Origin of the sequence: Catellatospora sp. NPDC049133, assembly GCF_040648455.1 — a bacterium.
Lineage (GTDB): Bacteria > Actinomycetota > Actinomycetes > Mycobacteriales > Micromonosporaceae > Catellatospora > Catellatospora aurea.
Genome location: NZ_JBEZDT010000039.1, coordinates 18,114 through 33,054, shown reverse-complemented (window position 1 = coordinate 33,054; position 14,941 = coordinate 18,114). Strand labels below are relative to the sequence as shown.

Here is a 14,941-nt window from a genome sequence, read left to right as displayed (position 1 = left end):
ACATTTGCGGCTTCCGCTGAGTTGTCGCAGGTCACACCTGTGACTCGGGTCACAGGCCGGGCCACAGGGTGCTGATTGGCCGTCGGGTGGCCTGCTCGCCTCCGCGTAGAATTCAGCCCAGCGGAGCCTGCCGCCCGCCCTGCGGTGATCGTATGACGCCGGGCGGCCTCCTCCGCGGTCCTCGATCCCGTGTGTCAGGAGAAGCGCGACATCATGTCTGCAACCGAGTCTGTGAACGTACCGGTGACCGGCACCGCCCGCGTGAAGCGCGGCATGGCCGAGATGCTCAAGGGCGGCGTGATCATGGACGTCGTCAACGCGGAGCAGGCGAAGATCGCCGAAGACGCCGGCGCCGTGGCGGTCATGGCGCTGGAGCGTGTGCCCGCCGACATCCGGGCCCAGGGCGGCGTGTCCCGCATGAGCGACCCCGACATGATCGACGGCATCATCAACGCCGTCTCCATCCCGGTCATGGCCAAGGCCCGCATCGGCCACTTCGTCGAGGCCCAGGTGCTGCAGTCGCTCGGCGTCGACTACGTCGACGAGTCCGAGGTGCTGACCCCGGCCGACTACGCCAACCACATCGACAAGTGGCAGTTCACGGTGCCCTTCGTCTGCGGCGCGACCAACCTGGGCGAGGCGCTGCGCCGGATCACCGAGGGTGCGGCCATGATCCGCTCCAAGGGCGAGGCCGGCACCGGTGACGTGTCCAACGCCACCACCCACATGCGCAAGATCCGTGGCGAGATCAAGAAGCTGACCTCGCTGCCCGCCGACGAGCTGTACGTCGCCGCCAAGGAGCTGCAGGCCCCGTACGAGCTGGTCAAGGAGATCGCCGAGACCGGCAAGCTGCCCGTCGTGCTGTTCACCGCGGGCGGCATCGCCACCCCGGCCGACGCCGCGATGATGATGCAGCTCGGCGCCGAGGGCGTCTTCGTGGGCTCGGGCATCTTCAAGTCCGGCAACCCGGCGCAGCGCGCCGAGGCGATCGTGAAGGCCACCACCTTCTACGACGACCCGGACGTGCTCGCGAAGGTCTCCCGCGGCCTGGGCGAGGCCATGGTCGGCATCAACGTCGACGAGATCCCGCAGCCGCACCGCCTGGCCGAGCGCGGCTGGTGAACCACCGGCCGTGAGCGCCTCCTGACGACCCGCCCGCTGACCTCAGCGGGCGGGTCGCTCCGTCTTCTCGCAGGCCTCGCCGTCGCGGTCCGGGTCCAGGCGGTGCCGGTCCCTGCCGCGTACGAGCAGGCGCGCGACCGTGCCGTCCGGGGCCGGGTCGAAGTAGCCGTGGCCGCGCAGCCAGCCGCAGCGGGCGCGCACGCCGGGCGGGAACCGCCACGGCACGCACAGGCCCGGCTGCTGCGGCATGCGGTAGCCGTGGTCGCAGCCGTCGATGCTCGCGGGCAGCTCCGGTGGCTTCTTCGGCTTCGGCAGCGGCCGCTGCGGCCTGGCCTGCGGTTTGCGGGCGAACGACTGCACGAAGGGCCGCACCGTGCCGGGCCGGGCCGGGTGCGGGCCGAGCGTGACCCAGGTCGCGGGTCCGGCCGTCGCGGTGGACGGGCCGAGGCCGGTGGCGACGGTCAGCAGGACGGCGGCGGCCGCGAGCAGGCGCAGCGCGGTACGCGTGGACGTGTTCACGAGATGTGCACCCACCTGGCCACGGACGGCACCCCGTTGGCGCCGACGACGAAGAGCATGTACCAGCCGGGCGGCGCGATGTTCGGGTTGCTGGTGAGGTTCAGGCCGATGCCGTCGCCCTCCACCGTCATCGGCAGGTCCACGTAGCGCTGGTTGGGGTCGGACGAGTGCGTCACCGCGGCCGGCCGGATCAGGGCCGCCTTGAGCACCGGGCCGTCCACCGTGATCCGCTGCGTCGAGCCGTACGCCCACTGCGTGCTCGCCACCGACCTGATCTGCGGCCGTGCCCCCTGGAACAGGTACGGCGGGGAGTAGATCGAGATGTGGGTGGCGAACGAGCCGTCGCCCGGGTTGTCGCCGAAGGCCATCACCCGCCCGTCCGGCAGCAGGAACGCCGACGAGTGGTACGTGCGCGGCATCGGGTCGGTGGCCATGCCCGCGGTGAACGTGTTCGTGGCGGGGTCGAACATCGACGCCTCGTAGACGGGGTCGGCCCGGTTGTGCAGGCCGCCGCCGGTCTCGAAGACCAGGCCGTCGGGCAGCAGCACCGCGGAGACGTACATCTTGCCCTGCGTCGCGGTCTGCGGCACGCCGCCGGTGAGCGTCCCGGTCGGGATCGGCGGCCCCGGGGTGTACGCCGGGGCGGCGGCCTTCAGGTCGATCACGTCGGTGAGCCGGTGCGCGTCGGGGTTGGCGACGTTGTTGCCGCCGCCCAGGGTGAGCACCCGCTGGTCCTGCGCGGGCGGCAGCAGCACGCTCATCGACTGGTCGCGCTCGTCCTTGCGGCGCAGGCCGGGCACGTCGGTCACGGTGCCCGCGACGTGGTCGTAGATGGACGCGCCGGTGCCGGGCAGGTTGTCGCCGAACACGTGGCTGCCCGTGTAGAACAGCCGGCCGTCCTGCATCAGGATCATCGACGGGTACAGCCCCCAGAAGCGCCAGGTCTGGTTGGTCTCGTTCAGCCCCAGCCAGCGCCCCTGCGCCGCGGAGTAGTACTCCGTGGCCACCGTGCCCCCGGAGTCCTCGCCGAGCCCGCCCAGCGAGATCACGTCGCCGTTGCCCAGCAGGGTCGCCGACGGATACCAGTGCCCGGCGTTGAGGTCGTTGAGCCGGGTGTACGCGCCGGCCGCCGGGTCGAAGACGTAGGACTCCTTCAGGCCCCGGTAGCCGGTCGTGCCGTCCGCGCTCGGGTAGTCCTTGTTACCACCCATGATCAGGACCCGGCCGTCGGAGAGCTGCACGTGCCCGGAGCAGAACAGGTCCGCCGGGGTCGGCACGCTCACGAACGTCCCGGAGTACGGCCGGTACAGCGCGGTCGCGAAGCTGCCCGCCGCGAACGCGTCCGCGTCGTTGCCGGAACCGGCCACCAGCAGCACGTTGCCGTCGTGCAACACCACCGCGTGCATGGCCCGCGCCGGGGCGGTGAACGGCATCACCTGCCACGCCCCCTTGGTGCAGGCCTCACCCGAGCTGCACGCCGCACCCGGCGTCGGCTGGGTGACGTCGACCATCCGGTAGTCGTCGGTGACCAGCGTGCCGGTGTCGTAGACGGTCACGCCCCAGGTGATCTGGTCGGTGTGCGGCGGGATCGGCGGCGTGCGCACCGTCTTCTCGGTGAACTCCGCGGTCACCGGCAGCGACGCCAGGTCCGTCCAGTACTGCCAGCCCGCGGCCGTGTCGTGCCGGAACATCGTCATGACGGTGCTGGTGGTGGTCGTCTTGTACCAGACCGACAGGTCGTACTGGTGGCCCGGCGTGACGTTCGGGGCGCACGACGCGTCCTCCACCATCATCGCCTTGCGGTCGCCCGAGGCCCGGTCCGCCAGCGTGATCGCCATGGCGGACCCGCCGCTGTGCGCGTCCCCGGTGACCGCGAACGTGTACGAGTTGTCACCCCACCCGGCCGCGTTCCAGCAGAGCGGGAAGCCGTCGCCGGACAGCGCCTCCAGGCCCGGGTTGGCGACCAGGTTCGCATCGGCGTACGCGGCCTCGGCGGCCAGTCCCGCCGCGGCCAGCAGCGCGGCCAGGACCAGGGCCGGTCTGCGCCGGCGCGCCCGCAGCCACGGGATCGGATTCACGTCGCCTCCGTGGGATCGGTGTCGTGTCCGGTCACGGCGCGGTCAGCGCCGGTCGGCGGGGGAGTCGGGCACCCAGCGGATCTCGATGCGGTCGCTGCCCGCGCCGAAGGTCGCCAGCACGTCGGAGTGCTCCAGCAGCGCGTCCACGGTCGGCAGCGGGGCCCGGTCGCCCCGCATCGCCGGGGTGGAGACCACGTAGTCGACGTCGCGCCAGCCGCGGGGCAGTTCGGCGGCGACCTTGGCGTCCAGGTCGACCTTGTAGAACCACAGCACGTTCTCGCGCGGGAACCCGTCGCGCACCAGGTCCAGCCAGATCACGTCGTCGACCACCACCCGGGTGCGGGCCCGGTCGGGCACCCGTTCGCGCAGCCACGCCGCGGCCGCCTCGTACGGCGTGTTGTCCCGGGCGGTCAGCGCCCGGTGGACGCCGCCCGACCAGCGCACCCCGACCACGCCGACCGCGAGCACGGCGAGCCCGAGCAGCACCGCCCGGCGCCAGCCGGGGACCTGCTCGCCGGGCGGCCCGGTGAGGCCGTGCCGGACCGCCAGTGCCAGCACTCCGGCCAGGCACAGCGCGAGGAACGGCAGCGCCTGGATCACGTACATCGTCGGCAGGTAGCCGCCGGGCCGCAGCGCCACCACCGCCAGCAGGGCGACCGCGACGGCGGGCACCCGCAGCCGCCGGACCGCCAGCGCCACCGCGGCGGCCAGCACACCGCCGGCCAGCAGCACCACGTCGTAGTACAGCCACGAGCCGACCACCGTGTTGGCCGGGCTGCCCGCGGTGAACACGCTGCCCGAGCCGGTGCGGCTGTGCAGCTGGAACTGCCAGGCCCCGATCAGCGACACGTGGCCCGGACCCGGCAGCAGCTCGCCGTTGAGCATCGCGAACAGCGGGTAGAAGCCGCCGACCAGCAGCAGCCCGCTGCCGAACCCGGCGAAGGAGAAGGCGCGCACCCCGTTGCGGGCGGTGCCCTGCCACAGCGCGAGCACCACCGCGGGCAGCGCCACGATCATGGTCTCCTTGCACAGCGCGGCCACCGCCGCCGCCGCGCCGGCCGCGACGTGGTGCCACAGGTGCCGCCGGGGCGACAGCGCCAGCACGAGCGCGCCGAGCAGCCACGCCACGGCGAAGCTGTCCAGGTAGATCTGCCGCTGCGTGGTCACCGCCAGCGGCGAGAGCCCGTAGCAGAGCACGGCGACCGCCGCCGCCCAGCGGGGCAGCCCGAGGCGGCGGCCGAGCAGGTAGGTGAGCAGCAGGATGGCGGCGGTTACCGCCAGCATCGCGTACCGGCCGGTGGGCACCGCGAGCCCGTCGGACAGCGCGGCGGGCAGCCAGGAGAACGCGGCGAGCTGGATCCAAGCCAGCGGCGGATGGTCGTACCAGTAGGTGTAGTGGCCCAGCCCCAGCCCTTGCCGCACGGCCCAGGCCTGAGCGAGGTAGGTCCCCTCGTCGTCGCTGGCGGCCGGGAACCCGGTGATATTCCAGGCGTGCACGAACAGCACGATCGCGGTGATGCCGGTGACCAGCAGGCCGCCGGGCGACCGCAGGCGGCGCAGCAGCCGGGCGCGCCTCGGCTCGGGCCGCTCCTCGACCTCGACCGTCGTTTCCGGGACTGCGGCCTGGACTTCCTCGGCTTGGACCTCGACTTCCGCTGGTTCGACCTCGGTCTCGGCGTCGGCTTCGGCCTCCTCTGCCGGGTCGATCGGTGCGCCGGGCTCGGCCGTCGGCGGCGGGTCGTCGGCCGCGGCGGCGTCGAGGACCGGTTCGTCCGCAGGGGTGGCGGGTTCCGGTGGAGCGGCCGGATGGAAGGTGACCGCGATGTCCCGGGGCGGGGCGGGCCGTTTCGCGAAGGAACGGGAGCGGGCGCGCCGGCGCGACGAGGTGGTCATGACGCGCTGCCGTCCGTGGCCGGGGTTTCGGTGAGGTGAGCGCCGACGTGCCTGGTCAGCTCCCAGTTGGTGCGTCCGGTCCATTCGCGCCAGATGGCGCGGACCGCGGCCACGGACAGGATAAGCATGTACGGGAAGGTGCCGAGCACGAGCTGCGCGTAGTGCACCGGGCGCACCCGCAGGCCGAACTGCTTGCCGAAGTCGCGCAACCCGGCCACCTGGAACGCCAGCGTCGCGGCCGTGGGCAGCGCCGGCAGGAAGGTCAGCATCGCGACCGCGACGGGCACGTGCGCGAACAGCGCCACGTACAGGCCGATCGGCACCGCGATCGCCGAGAACGCCTGCACGAACGGGCCGGTCAGGGTGTACCGGGCGAGCATGCGCGACCAGAACGTCGGCAGCCCGCGCCAGTCGCCCTTGCGCAGCACCTGCAGGAAGCCCTGGTTCCACCGGGTGCGCTGCTTGAGCAGCCCGGACACCGAATCCGGGGTCTCCTCCCGGGTGACGATCGCCGAGTCGTACGCCACCACGACCCGCTCGCCGCTGCTGGACAGCCGTACGCCCAGGTCGCAGTCCTCGGCGAGGCAGGTGCCGTCCCAGCCGCCGGCGCGGCGCAGCACGTCGGTCCGCACGAAGACGGTGTTGCCGCCGAGCGGGATGAATCCTCGGCGGGCGTGCAGATGCAGGCGGCTGCGGAACCAGAAGAAGTACTCCAGGCAGTTGTGCAGGCTGTACCAGCTCGAATGGAAGTTGATGAGCTGGACGCCGCCCTGCACCACGGTCGCGCCGCTGCGCCGGAAGGCGTGGTCGACGTGGGTGAGCAGGGCCGGGTGGACCTGGTCCTCGGCGTCGAAGACCCCGACGACGTCGCCGCGGCAGTGCGGCAGCGCGCTGTTGAGCGCCTTGGGTTTGCTCTTGACCTCGTTGGTGTCGACGACCACGCGCACACGGTCCGGGGTCTGCTCGGCGAGCTGCCGGGCGACCTCGGTGGTGCCCTCGTCGTCGTGGCCGACCACCAGGATCACCTCGTAGTGCGGGTGGCTCGATTCGAGCAGCCGGCGCACGGTGTGCGCGAGCACCTCCTCCTCGTGGCGAGCCGGGACGAGCAGCGAGAAGGAGAGGGTGTGCGCGCCGTCGGGAGCGGCGAACCTGGTGGCGGCGAGGGTCTCCGGGGTGCGCCAGGCGTGCATGGTCCACCAGAGCGTGACCACGGCGAAGGCGAACAGGGCGAGGGAGACGGCGGTCATCGTGACGGCAGCCATGACCTGCCCGTCCGGCTGTTGAGCAACAGGGGCATACATTCCCTTATCTGTACAAAACGGACATGGGTGGCACGTGGATGCCACGTGAGCGGATTCCGTGTCCGCCGGGCGTATGCCTTGGGTAACCGGCGCGGCGAGCGAATGGCTACGCGGAGAAATCGGCGTGGCAACGCGCTGTCGAACGTGCCGTGTCACCGGCCGTCGCGGGATGACGGGGCCGTCCTCCACCGGTTGTCGGCCGCCCCGTGGAGCGCCTCGTCACATGGGGCTGATGTCCCACTTCCGGATGTGGCTGAAGATCAGCTGGGTCTCCAGGTGGGCCACCTCACGGCGGGAGGTGAAGCCGTCCAGGAGCAGCCGCTGCAGGTGGGCGGCGTCGCGGACGGCGACGTGCACCAGGAAGTCGTCCGCGCCCGCGATGTGGCTCATCGCGAGCGTCTCGGGCAGGTCCAGCACGAAGCGGATGAACGGCTCCACCACGTCGCGGTTGTGCGGGCGGACCCGTACCGCGATGTAGGCCTGCAACGGGCGGCCCAGCGCGGCCGGATCGGCGTCGGCGTGGAACCCGGCGAGCACCCCGCGGCGCTGCAGCGCGCGCACCCGCTCCAGGCAGGTCGAGGCGGCGACATTGACGCGTGCCGCCAGATCCTTGTTCGAGATCCGCGCATCGTTCTGCAACTCGCGCAGGATCGCCGCGTCGATCGCATCAAGCACGGTGTTTGCGGTCATACCCCGAAGAGTATTCGGAGTCTGTTTACCAGGCCCGAAGAAGGCCCGAAGATCACGCCCATGACCTACGCCGTCGACACCCGTGCCGTGCACGCGGGCCGCGCCGACCTCGCCGAGCTCGGTGTGCACGCGCTCCCGCTGGACTTCTCCACCACGTACCCGATGCACGACCAGGTTGCCGCAGGTAGCGCGCTGGGCGCGTTCGCCGACGGCGCGGCCACCGCCGCGACCCCGGTCTACCAGCGGCTCTACAACCCGACCACGGCCCGCTTCGAGCAGGCGCTGGCCGAGCTGGAGGGCACCGAGGCCGCCGTCTCGTTCGCCTCCGGCATGGCCGCGATCACCGCCGTGCTGCAGGCCGCCTGCCTGATGACCGAGCGCCGGCACGTGGTCGCCGTGCGCCCGCTCTACGGCGGCACCGACCACCTGCTCTCCATCGGCCTGCTCGGGCTGTCCGTGACCTGGGTCGAGCAGGACGAGGTCGCGCGCGCGATCCGCCCCGACACCGGCCTGGTCGTGGTCGAGACCCCGGGCAACCCGACCCTGAACCTGGTCGACATCGCCACCGTGGTCATCCAGGCCGGGGATGTCCCTGTGCTGGTCGACAACACGTTCGCCACCCCGGTGCTGCAGAACCCGGCCCGCCTCGGCGCGGCGTACGTGGTGCACTCCGGCACGAAGTACCTCGGCGGGCACGGGGACGTGCTCGGCGGCGTTGTCGCCTGCGCCGAGCAGCGGGCCGGCGCGCTGCGCCAGGTGCGCATCCTCACCGGCGCGGTGCTGCACCCGCTGGCCGGCTACCTGCTGCACCGCGGCCTGGCCACGCTGCCGCTGCGGGTACGCGCCGCGCAGGCCACCGCCGCGACCCTGGCCGTACGGCTGGCCGTGCACCGGGGGATCAGCAAGGTGCACTACCCGGGCCTGCCCGGCAACGACCCGCGCGGGCTGATCGGCCGGCAGATGCGCGGCCCCGGCGCGATGATCGCGTTCGAGACCACGGGTGACGCGGCTGCCGTGGTCGCCGCGCTGCGCCTGATCACGCCCGCGGTCAGCCTCGGCTCCGTCGACTCGCTGATCGAGCACCCGGCCCTGCTCACCCACCGGCTCGTCGACGCCGAGGGCAAGGAGACCGGCGGCATCACCCCGAACCTGCTGCGCATGTCGGTCGGCCTGGAGGACCCCGAGGACCTGTGGGCCGACCTGGACCAGGCCCTGGCGGCGGCGACCCGCGCGACGGTCACCGCAGCGGCCGCCGCTCCCGCGGCCCTGTCCGTGCCGGTCCCTGTCCCGGCCGCCCCCGACGCGGTCCCGGCCGCCCCGGTCATGGCTCCGGCTGGCATGGCGCAGGCCGCTGCGGCGGAGCAGGCGTTCGGCGAGGAGTTCGCCGCGCTCGCGGACGCCGAGGCGGTGTCCGCCACATCGGCGCAGGCCGTGAACGGGAGCACGTCCGTACCGGCATAGACTCGACCTACAGTGGATGATCTTCTTGGGAGGACCCGTGCCAGACCTCGTCATCGGTGTGCTCGCCCTGCAGGGTGACGTGCGCGAGCACCTGGCCGCGCTGGCCGAGTGCGACGTGATCGGCCGGCCGGTGCGCCGCCCCGAGGAGGTCGCCGAGATCGACGCCCTGGTCATCCCCGGTGGCGAATCCACCACCATGAGCAAGCTGGCGCTCGCGTTCGAGGTGTACGAGCCCGTGCGCAAGCGACTCGCCGAAGGCATGCCGGCGTACGGCTCGTGCGCCGGCATGATCATGCTCGCCGACGAGGTGCTCGACGGGCGGCCGGACCAGAAGACGTTCGGCGGCATCGCCATGACGGTGCGCCGCAACGCCTTCGGCCGCCAGGTCGACTCGTTCGAGGCCCCGGTCGACATCACCGGCGTCGAGGGCGACCCGGTGCACGCGATCTTCATCCGCGCGCCGTGGGTCGAGTCGGTCACCGCGGATGTCGAGGTGCTGGGCCGGGTCACCGCAGGCCCCGCCACCGGTAGGATGGTCGCGGTCCGGCAGGGCAACCTGCTGGCCACCTCGTTCCACCCGGAGCTCACCGGGGATCTGCGGGTGCACCGTCTCTTCGTCGACATGGTGCGTGACCAGGCCTCCTGACCCGGGACAGGAAGCTTCACCAGCGCGCTGACGGAGGATCTGATGTCCGGCCACTCAAAGTGGGCGACGACCAAGCACAAGAAGGCGGCGATCGACGCCAAGCGGGGCAAGCTGTTCGCCCGCCTCATCAAGAACATCGAGGTGGCGGCGCGCACCGGCGGGGCTGATCCGGCGGGTAACCCGACCCTGTTCGACGCGGTCCAGAAGGCCAAGAAGAACTCGGTCCCCAACGACAACATCGACCGGGCGCTCAAGCGGGGCTCCGGCCTGGAGGCCGGCGGCGCCGACTGGCAGACCATCATGTACGAGGGCTACGGCCCCAACGGCGTGGCGATCCTGATTGAGTGCCTCACCGACAACCGCAACCGCGCCGCGACCGAGGTGCGCACCGCGCTCACCCGCAACGGCGGCAACCTGGCCGACGCCGGTTCGGTGTCGTACATGTTCTCCCGCAAGGGCCAGGTCATCGTGCCCAAGAACGGCCTGACCGAGGACGACGTGCTCGGCGCGGTGCTCGACGCCGGCGCCGAGGAGTGCAACGACCTGGGTGAGTCGTTCGAGGTCATCAGCGAGGCGGGGGACCTGCTCTCGGTCCGCAACGCCCTGCAGGCCGCGGGCATCGAGTACGAGTCGGCCGAGTCGACCTTCGTGCCCAGCGTGCAGGTGGCGCTGGACGAGGAGGGTGCCCGCAAGGTGCTCAAGCTGATCGACGTGCTCGACGACTGCGACGACGTCCAGGACGTCTTCGCGAACTTCGACATCTCCGACGACATCATCGAGAAGATCGAAGCCTGATCCGCCTGACCGCAGGGCCCCGTCCGCTCCAGGACGGGGCCCTGCGCCGTCCCCGGGCCACCCTCAAGATCGTCCGACTTGCCCGGCACCTGTGCGTATCTTGAAGCCCGATTTCCCCAGGTGCCTGGCAAGTCGAGTGATCTTGGCGAGGAAGTCGGTCTTCTTTCCGCTATTCGGGTGACGGAGGGCGAATTCTGGGCATCATGGTCTCTATGGTCGAAGTCCTCAACCCCGGCGAGCTGGAGCAGGGCCTGGCCGCCCTGCGCGGCTGGACCGGCGACGTGCACGGCATCACCCGCACCGTGAAGCTGCCCAGCTTCCCCGCCGCGCTGGCCGTGGTGGCCCAGGTGGGGGAGGCGGCGGAGAGCATGGACCATCATCCGGACATGGACATCCGCTACCGCCATCTCACCTTCACATGCTGCACCCACGCGGCCGGCGGCCTCACGGACCTGGACCTGCGCCTGGCTCGCATGATCGACGACATCGTCGCCCGCGCCACCGCCGACCAGCCCGCCAACCACTGACCGCCTTCGAGCGGCTCGTGATTTCGCAGCTCACCTGGCATGAGATGTTAAGAAGGGCACCTTCTTCAACGCGGAGCGTTAAGAAGGTGCCCTTCCTTTGTTCGGGGCCGGTCAGGCGGTGAGGCGGTCGGGGGTGACGGTGATGATGGAGAAGAAGGCGCCCTGGGGGTCGGCGAGCACGGCGAAGCGGCCGGGTGGGATGTCGGTCGGTGGGATGGAGACGCTGCCGCCGAGTTCCTGGGCGTGCGCGGCGGCGGCGTCGCAGTCGGCGACGTGGAAGTACACCATCCAGTGCGGGGGCAGGTCCTCGGGCCACTCGTCGCCCTCCATCGGCATCATGCCGGCGACGCGGGCTCCGTCGAACTGGAACTCGGTGTAGATGACCGGGCCGAGCGGCATGTCCTGCGGCTTCCAGCCGAACACGCTGCCGTAGAAGATCTTCGAGCCCTCCGGGTCGCGGGTGGTCAGCTCGTTCCAGGCCAGCGTGCCGGGCCTGCGGAAGATCTCGCCGCCGCCGTGGGTGCCGGGCTGCCAGACCGCGAACATCGCCCCGGCCTGGTCCAGGAAGACCGCCATCTTGCCGTATCCGAGCACGTCGAACGGCTCCAGCAGGACGCTGCCGCCGAACTCGACGACCTTGGCGGCGGTGGCCGCGGCGTCGGCGGTCTCGACATACGTCGTCCACATCGGTGGCTGGCTCTCGCCCTGGATGGGGCCCGCGCCGGCGACCTGCTTGCCGTCGATCAGGTATGTCGTGTAGCCGCCCGCCTCGGGTTCCGGGGTGACCTCGGCGTCCCAGCCGAACAGCTGGGTGTAGAACTCGGTCGCGCTCTTCAGGTCGGTGGTGCTCAGGTCGACCCAGGTGGGAACGCCGGGTGCGTTGGCCATGCCGATACCCCTCTGTTTCGTGACACGGACCGGTTTGTCCGCTTCATCCGATGGTGGCAGACGAGGGGAGCGGAACCGCGCGAATCGCACATCGTCGACGTGTCGATTGTGTGGGCGGGTTACATGGCTGTTGCTCCCTGATGAGTCATACGTTTCCCGGGCATTCGCAGTGACGCTGGTAACTCGGCCTTGCGGGGCTCACTCCGTTCGCTCCTCGGCCTTCGTGGTGACCCGGGTCACGTGGCACGAAGCATCCCAAGGAGCAGCAGATGAGCCCAGATCCCCCGGCGTTGCGCGCCATCGGGCTGACCAAGGAGTTCCGCGGTTTCCGCGCGGTCGACGGCGTCGACCTCGCCGTGGCGGCGGGCAGCGTGCATGCGCTGGTGGGACCCAACGGAGCCGGCAAGACCACACTGTTCAACCTGCTCACCGGCTTTCTGCCGCCGACGGCGGGGCGGATCGAGGTGGCGGGCGCGGACGTCACCGGACTGGCGCCGGAGGGTTTCGCCCGCCGGGGCGTGGCCCGTTCCTTCCAGATCACCAGCCTGTTCGGGCAGCTCACGGCGTTGGAGCACGTCGAACTGGCGCTGCAGAGCGGATCTTCGCTGGGCTGGAAGTTCTGGCGTTCGGCGAAGCTGATGCGCCGCTACACCCCGCGGGCCATGGAGCTGCTGGACATGGTCGGGCTGGCCGACCTGGCCGGCACCACGGCCGACGCGCTCGCGTACGGCCGCAAGCGGGCCCTGGAACTGGCGCTGGCGCTGGCGCTGGAGCCGTCGGTGCTGCTGCTGGACGAGCCGACGGCCGGTATGGGCCTGGAGGACGTGGACCGCACGGTCGCCCTGATCGCTGCGATCCGCACCGGACGGACCGTGGTCATGGTGGAGCACAACATGTCCGTGGTCGGCGCACTGGCCGACCGGGTCACCGTGCTGCAGGCCGGAAAAGTCCTGGTGGAGGGCCCGTACGACGAGGTGCGCGCGGATGACCGCGTGATCACCGCCTATCTCGGTGAGGGAGCGGTCCGTGCTGCGCATTGACGATCTGTCCGCCTGGTACGGCGAGGCGCAGGTGCTGCGCGGGGTGAGCCTGGAGATCGCCGCGGGCGAGGTGGTCACCCTGTGCGGGCGCAACGGCGCGGGCAAGACCACACTGCTGCGCTGCGTGATGGGCCTGCACTCCGGTCAGCGCGGCACCGTCGAGCTGGCCGGGCGCACGCTGTCCGGGCAGCCCGCGCACCGGCGGGCCAGAGCCGGGCTGGGCTGGGTGCCCGACGACCGGGGCTGCTACGCCACGCTGACCGTGGCCGAGACGCTGTCGCTGCCGCCCGTGGTCGGGCCGTCGCCCTGGTCGATGGAGCAGGTGTACGACGCCTTCCCGCACCTGCACGCCCGCCGCAACGCCCCGTCGACCACCCTGTCCGGCGGTGAGCAGCAGATGCTCGCGCTGGCCCGGGTGCTGCGCATGGGCGCGCGGCTGCTGCTGTGCGACGAGCCCACCGAAGGCCTGAGCCCGCTGCTGGTCGCGCAGGTCGGCGACATCCTGCGGCAGGCCAAGCAGCACGGGGTGGCCGTGCTGCTGGTGGAGCAGAACCTGCACTTCGCCACGACCGTCGCCGACCGCCATCACCTGCTGGCGGAGGGGCGCGTCGTGGAATCGCTGGAGAACTCCGAGGTCGCCGCGCGCGAGAAGGACCTGCTGGCCTACCTCGGCATCTGAAACGCACCACCCCACACCCCCAGGGAGATGTCTTGCGTACCAAAGCGGTTCTGGTGATGTTGTGTTCCACCGCGCTGCTGGCCTCGGCCTGCGGCGGCGGCGGCCCGAAGTCGGACGCCGCCGGTGGCGGGCTGTCCGACGGCAAGGTCGTGTTCGGCGTGCTCAACGACCAGTCGGGCGCGTACTCGCAGCTGTCCGGCAAGAACTCGATCAAGGCAGTTGAGCTGGCCATCGCCGACTACAAGGAGAAGTACGGCGACAAGGCCGTGGTCAAGGAGTTCGGCGTGGAGACCGCCGACCACCAGAACAAGCCGGACGTCGCCAACGCCAAGGCCGCCGAGCTCTACGACCGCAAGGCCGTCGACGTGATCCTGGACGTGCCGACCTCGTCGGCCGCGCTGAAGGTCGCCGACGTGGCCAAGGAGAAGAAGAAGCTCTACTTCAACATCTCCGCCGCGACCACCGACCTGACCGGCAAGTCCTGCAACAAGTACACGTTCCACTACGCCTACGACACGTACATGCTGGCCAACGGCACCGGCCGCAACACGACGGAGGAAGGCAGGAAGAACTGGTACATCGTCTACCCGGACTACGCGTTCGGCCAGGACATGGAGAAGAGCTTCTCCGCCGCGGTCGAGGCGGCGGGCGGCAAGATCGTGGGCCGGGACGCCGCCCCGTTCCCGAACACCAGCGGTGACTTCTCGACGTACCTGCTCAAGGCCCCGACGCTGGACCCGAAGCCGGACGTGCTCGGCACCATGCAGGCCGGGGCGGAGCTGGTCGCGCTGGTCAAGCAGTACAACGAGTTCAAGCTGCGGGACAAGGGCGTGGGCCTGGCCGTCGGCCTGATGTTCCTCACCGACATCCACTCGCTGACCCCGGCCGCACTCGCCGGCACCACCTACACCGACGCCTGGTACTGGAACTACGACCTGACGAACCGCACCTTCGCCGACCGCTTCAAGACCGCCGCCGGAGTCCGCCCGACCTTCGCCCACGCCGCCAACTACTCGGCCGCCCTGCAGTACCTGGAGGCCGTGCAGGCCGCCGGCACCGACGGCTCCGACGCCGTCGTCAAGCAGCTCGAAGGCAAGGACGTCTCGGACGTCTTCCTACGCAACGGCAAGATCCGCGCCGAGGACCACCGCGTCGTGCACGACGCCTACCTCGCCCAGGTCAAGACCCCCGCCGAGGTCACCGAGGAATGGGACTACGTCAAGATCCTGCGCACCATCCCCGCCGCCGACGCCTTCCGCACCCCCAGCCCCGACTGCAAACTCTGACGAAGGAAGGGCATCG

General features: G+C 71.0%; 14 protein-coding genes. 8 read left to right on the top strand and 6 right to left on the bottom strand.

Going from position 1 to position 14,941, the window contains the following annotated elements:
• The first annotated feature begins 231 nt into the window (after positions 1-231).
• Positions 232-1,122 (top strand): pyridoxal 5'-phosphate synthase lyase subunit PdxS, encoded by an 891-nt coding sequence (gene pdxS / locus AB0B35_RS33845; protein ID WP_360539272.1) that lies wholly within the window; start codon positions 232-234, stop codon positions 1,120-1,122.
• A gap of 42 nt (positions 1,123-1,164) precedes the next feature.
• Here the strand turns inward: pdxS and AB0B35_RS33840 are convergent, their stop codons facing one another.
• From AB0B35_RS33840 to AB0B35_RS33820, 5 genes are all read right to left on the bottom strand, one after another.
• Positions 1,165-1,641, bottom strand: coding sequence for a hypothetical protein (locus AB0B35_RS33840; RefSeq protein ID WP_361053450.1), 477 nt, complete (start codon positions 1,639-1,641; stop codon positions 1,165-1,167).
• Positions 1,638-3,719 carry a galactose oxidase early set domain-containing protein gene (locus AB0B35_RS33835; RefSeq protein ID WP_361053447.1) on the bottom strand — a complete coding sequence of 694 codons (2,082 nt, stop codon included), beginning with the start codon at positions 3,717-3,719 and terminating at the stop codon, positions 1,638-1,640. Before AB0B35_RS33835 ends, AB0B35_RS33840 begins: the two co-directional genes overlap by 4 nt.
• Before the next feature lie 42 nt (positions 3,720-3,761).
• Positions 3,762-5,612: a glycosyltransferase family 39 protein gene (locus tag AB0B35_RS33830; RefSeq protein WP_361053444.1), complete on the bottom strand. Its 1,851-nt coding sequence runs from the start codon at positions 5,610-5,612 to the stop codon at positions 3,762-3,764.
• The gene (locus tag AB0B35_RS33825) at positions 5,609-6,874 is read right to left on the bottom strand and encodes a glycosyltransferase (RefSeq protein WP_361053441.1); all 1,266 of its coding nucleotides are present in this window, start codon (positions 6,872-6,874) and stop codon (positions 5,609-5,611) included. The genes AB0B35_RS33830 and AB0B35_RS33825 overlap by 4 nt, the downstream gene beginning before the upstream one ends.
• Before the next feature lie 258 nt (positions 6,875-7,132).
• Positions 7,133-7,603 carry an Lrp/AsnC family transcriptional regulator gene (locus AB0B35_RS33820; RefSeq protein ID WP_361053438.1) on the bottom strand — a complete coding sequence of 157 codons (471 nt, stop codon included), beginning with the start codon at positions 7,601-7,603 and terminating at the stop codon, positions 7,133-7,135.
• Between the two features lie 60 nt (positions 7,604-7,663).
• Here AB0B35_RS33820 and AB0B35_RS33815 point away from each other — a divergent pair, with 60 nt between their 5' ends.
• The 4 genes from AB0B35_RS33815 (at position 7,664) to AB0B35_RS33800 (ending at position 11,032) form a co-directional block, all read left to right on the top strand.
• Positions 7,664-9,064: an aminotransferase class I/II-fold pyridoxal phosphate-dependent enzyme gene (locus AB0B35_RS33815; protein ID WP_361053435.1), complete on the top strand. Its 1,401-nt coding sequence runs from the start codon at positions 7,664-7,666 to the stop codon at positions 9,062-9,064.
• A gap of 37 nt (positions 9,065-9,101) precedes the next feature.
• Positions 9,102-9,710 carry a pyridoxal 5'-phosphate synthase glutaminase subunit PdxT gene (gene pdxT, locus AB0B35_RS33810; RefSeq protein ID WP_361053432.1) on the top strand — a complete coding sequence of 203 codons (609 nt, stop codon included), beginning with the start codon at positions 9,102-9,104 and terminating at the stop codon, positions 9,708-9,710.
• 42 nt (positions 9,711-9,752) lie between these two features.
• Positions 9,753-10,505, top strand: a complete 753-nt coding sequence (locus tag AB0B35_RS33805) for a YebC/PmpR family DNA-binding transcriptional regulator (RefSeq protein WP_203689835.1) — start codon at positions 9,753-9,755, stop codon at positions 10,503-10,505.
• 212 nt (positions 10,506-10,717) lie between these two features.
• Entirely contained in the window at positions 10,718-11,032 is a 315-nt protein-coding gene (locus tag AB0B35_RS33800; RefSeq protein WP_361053428.1) for a 4a-hydroxytetrahydrobiopterin dehydratase, read from the top strand.
• Positions 11,033-11,143: 111 nt separating this feature from the next.
• Here AB0B35_RS33800 and AB0B35_RS33795 read toward each other — a convergent pair whose 3' ends face one another.
• Positions 11,144-11,920, bottom strand: coding sequence for a VOC family protein (locus AB0B35_RS33795; RefSeq protein ID WP_361053425.1), 777 nt, complete (start codon positions 11,918-11,920; stop codon positions 11,144-11,146).
• A gap of 269 nt (positions 11,921-12,189) precedes the next feature.
• On the opposite strand from AB0B35_RS33795, the gene AB0B35_RS33790 reads away from it, so the two are divergent.
• The 3 genes from AB0B35_RS33790 to AB0B35_RS33780 are packed head-to-tail and all read left to right on the top strand — an operon-like array spanning position 12,190 to position 14,925.
• Positions 12,190-12,960, top strand: a complete 771-nt coding sequence (locus tag AB0B35_RS33790; RefSeq protein ID WP_361053422.1) for an ABC transporter ATP-binding protein — start codon at positions 12,190-12,192, stop codon at positions 12,958-12,960.
• Complete coding sequence (locus tag AB0B35_RS33785; RefSeq protein ID WP_361053419.1) at positions 12,947-13,639, top strand: ABC transporter ATP-binding protein; 693 nt, start codon at positions 12,947-12,949, stop codon at positions 13,637-13,639. The genes AB0B35_RS33790 and AB0B35_RS33785 overlap by 14 nt, the downstream gene beginning before the upstream one ends.
• 56 nt (positions 13,640-13,695) lie before the next feature.
• Positions 13,696-14,925 carry an ABC transporter substrate-binding protein gene (locus tag AB0B35_RS33780; protein WP_361053575.1) on the top strand — a complete coding sequence of 410 codons (1,230 nt, stop codon included), beginning with the start codon at positions 13,696-13,698 and terminating at the stop codon, positions 14,923-14,925.
• The last annotated feature ends 16 nt before the right edge of the window (positions 14,926-14,941 follow it).

Bases quoted from the DNA above. Each gene is read 5' to 3' on its own strand.
- AB0B35_RS33805 (WP_203689835.1), top strand. From the start codon at position 9,753: ATGTCCGGCCACTCAAAGTGGGCGACGACCAAGCACAAGAAGGCGGCG.
- AB0B35_RS33820 (WP_361053438.1), bottom strand. From the start codon at position 7,603: ATGACCGCAAACACCGTGCTTGATGCGATCGACGCGGCGATCCTGCGC.
- AB0B35_RS33830 (WP_361053444.1), bottom strand. From the start codon at position 5,612: ATGACCACCTCGTCGCGCCGGCGCGCCCGCTCCCGTTCCTTCGCGAAA.
- AB0B35_RS33825 (WP_361053441.1), bottom strand. From the start codon at position 6,874: ATGGCTGCCGTCACGATGACCGCCGTCTCCCTCGCCCTGTTCGCCTTC.
- AB0B35_RS33800 (WP_361053428.1), top strand. From the start codon at position 10,718: ATGGTCGAAGTCCTCAACCCCGGCGAGCTGGAGCAGGGCCTGGCCGCC.
- AB0B35_RS33815 (WP_361053435.1), top strand. From the start codon at position 7,664: ATGACCTACGCCGTCGACACCCGTGCCGTGCACGCGGGCCGCGCCGAC.
- AB0B35_RS33790 (WP_361053422.1), top strand. From the start codon at position 12,190: ATGAGCCCAGATCCCCCGGCGTTGCGCGCCATCGGGCTGACCAAGGAG.
- AB0B35_RS33795 (WP_361053425.1), bottom strand. From the start codon at position 11,920: ATGGCCAACGCACCCGGCGTTCCCACCTGGGTCGACCTGAGCACCACC.
- AB0B35_RS33780 (WP_361053575.1), top strand. From the start codon at position 13,696: ATGTTGTGTTCCACCGCGCTGCTGGCCTCGGCCTGCGGCGGCGGCGGC.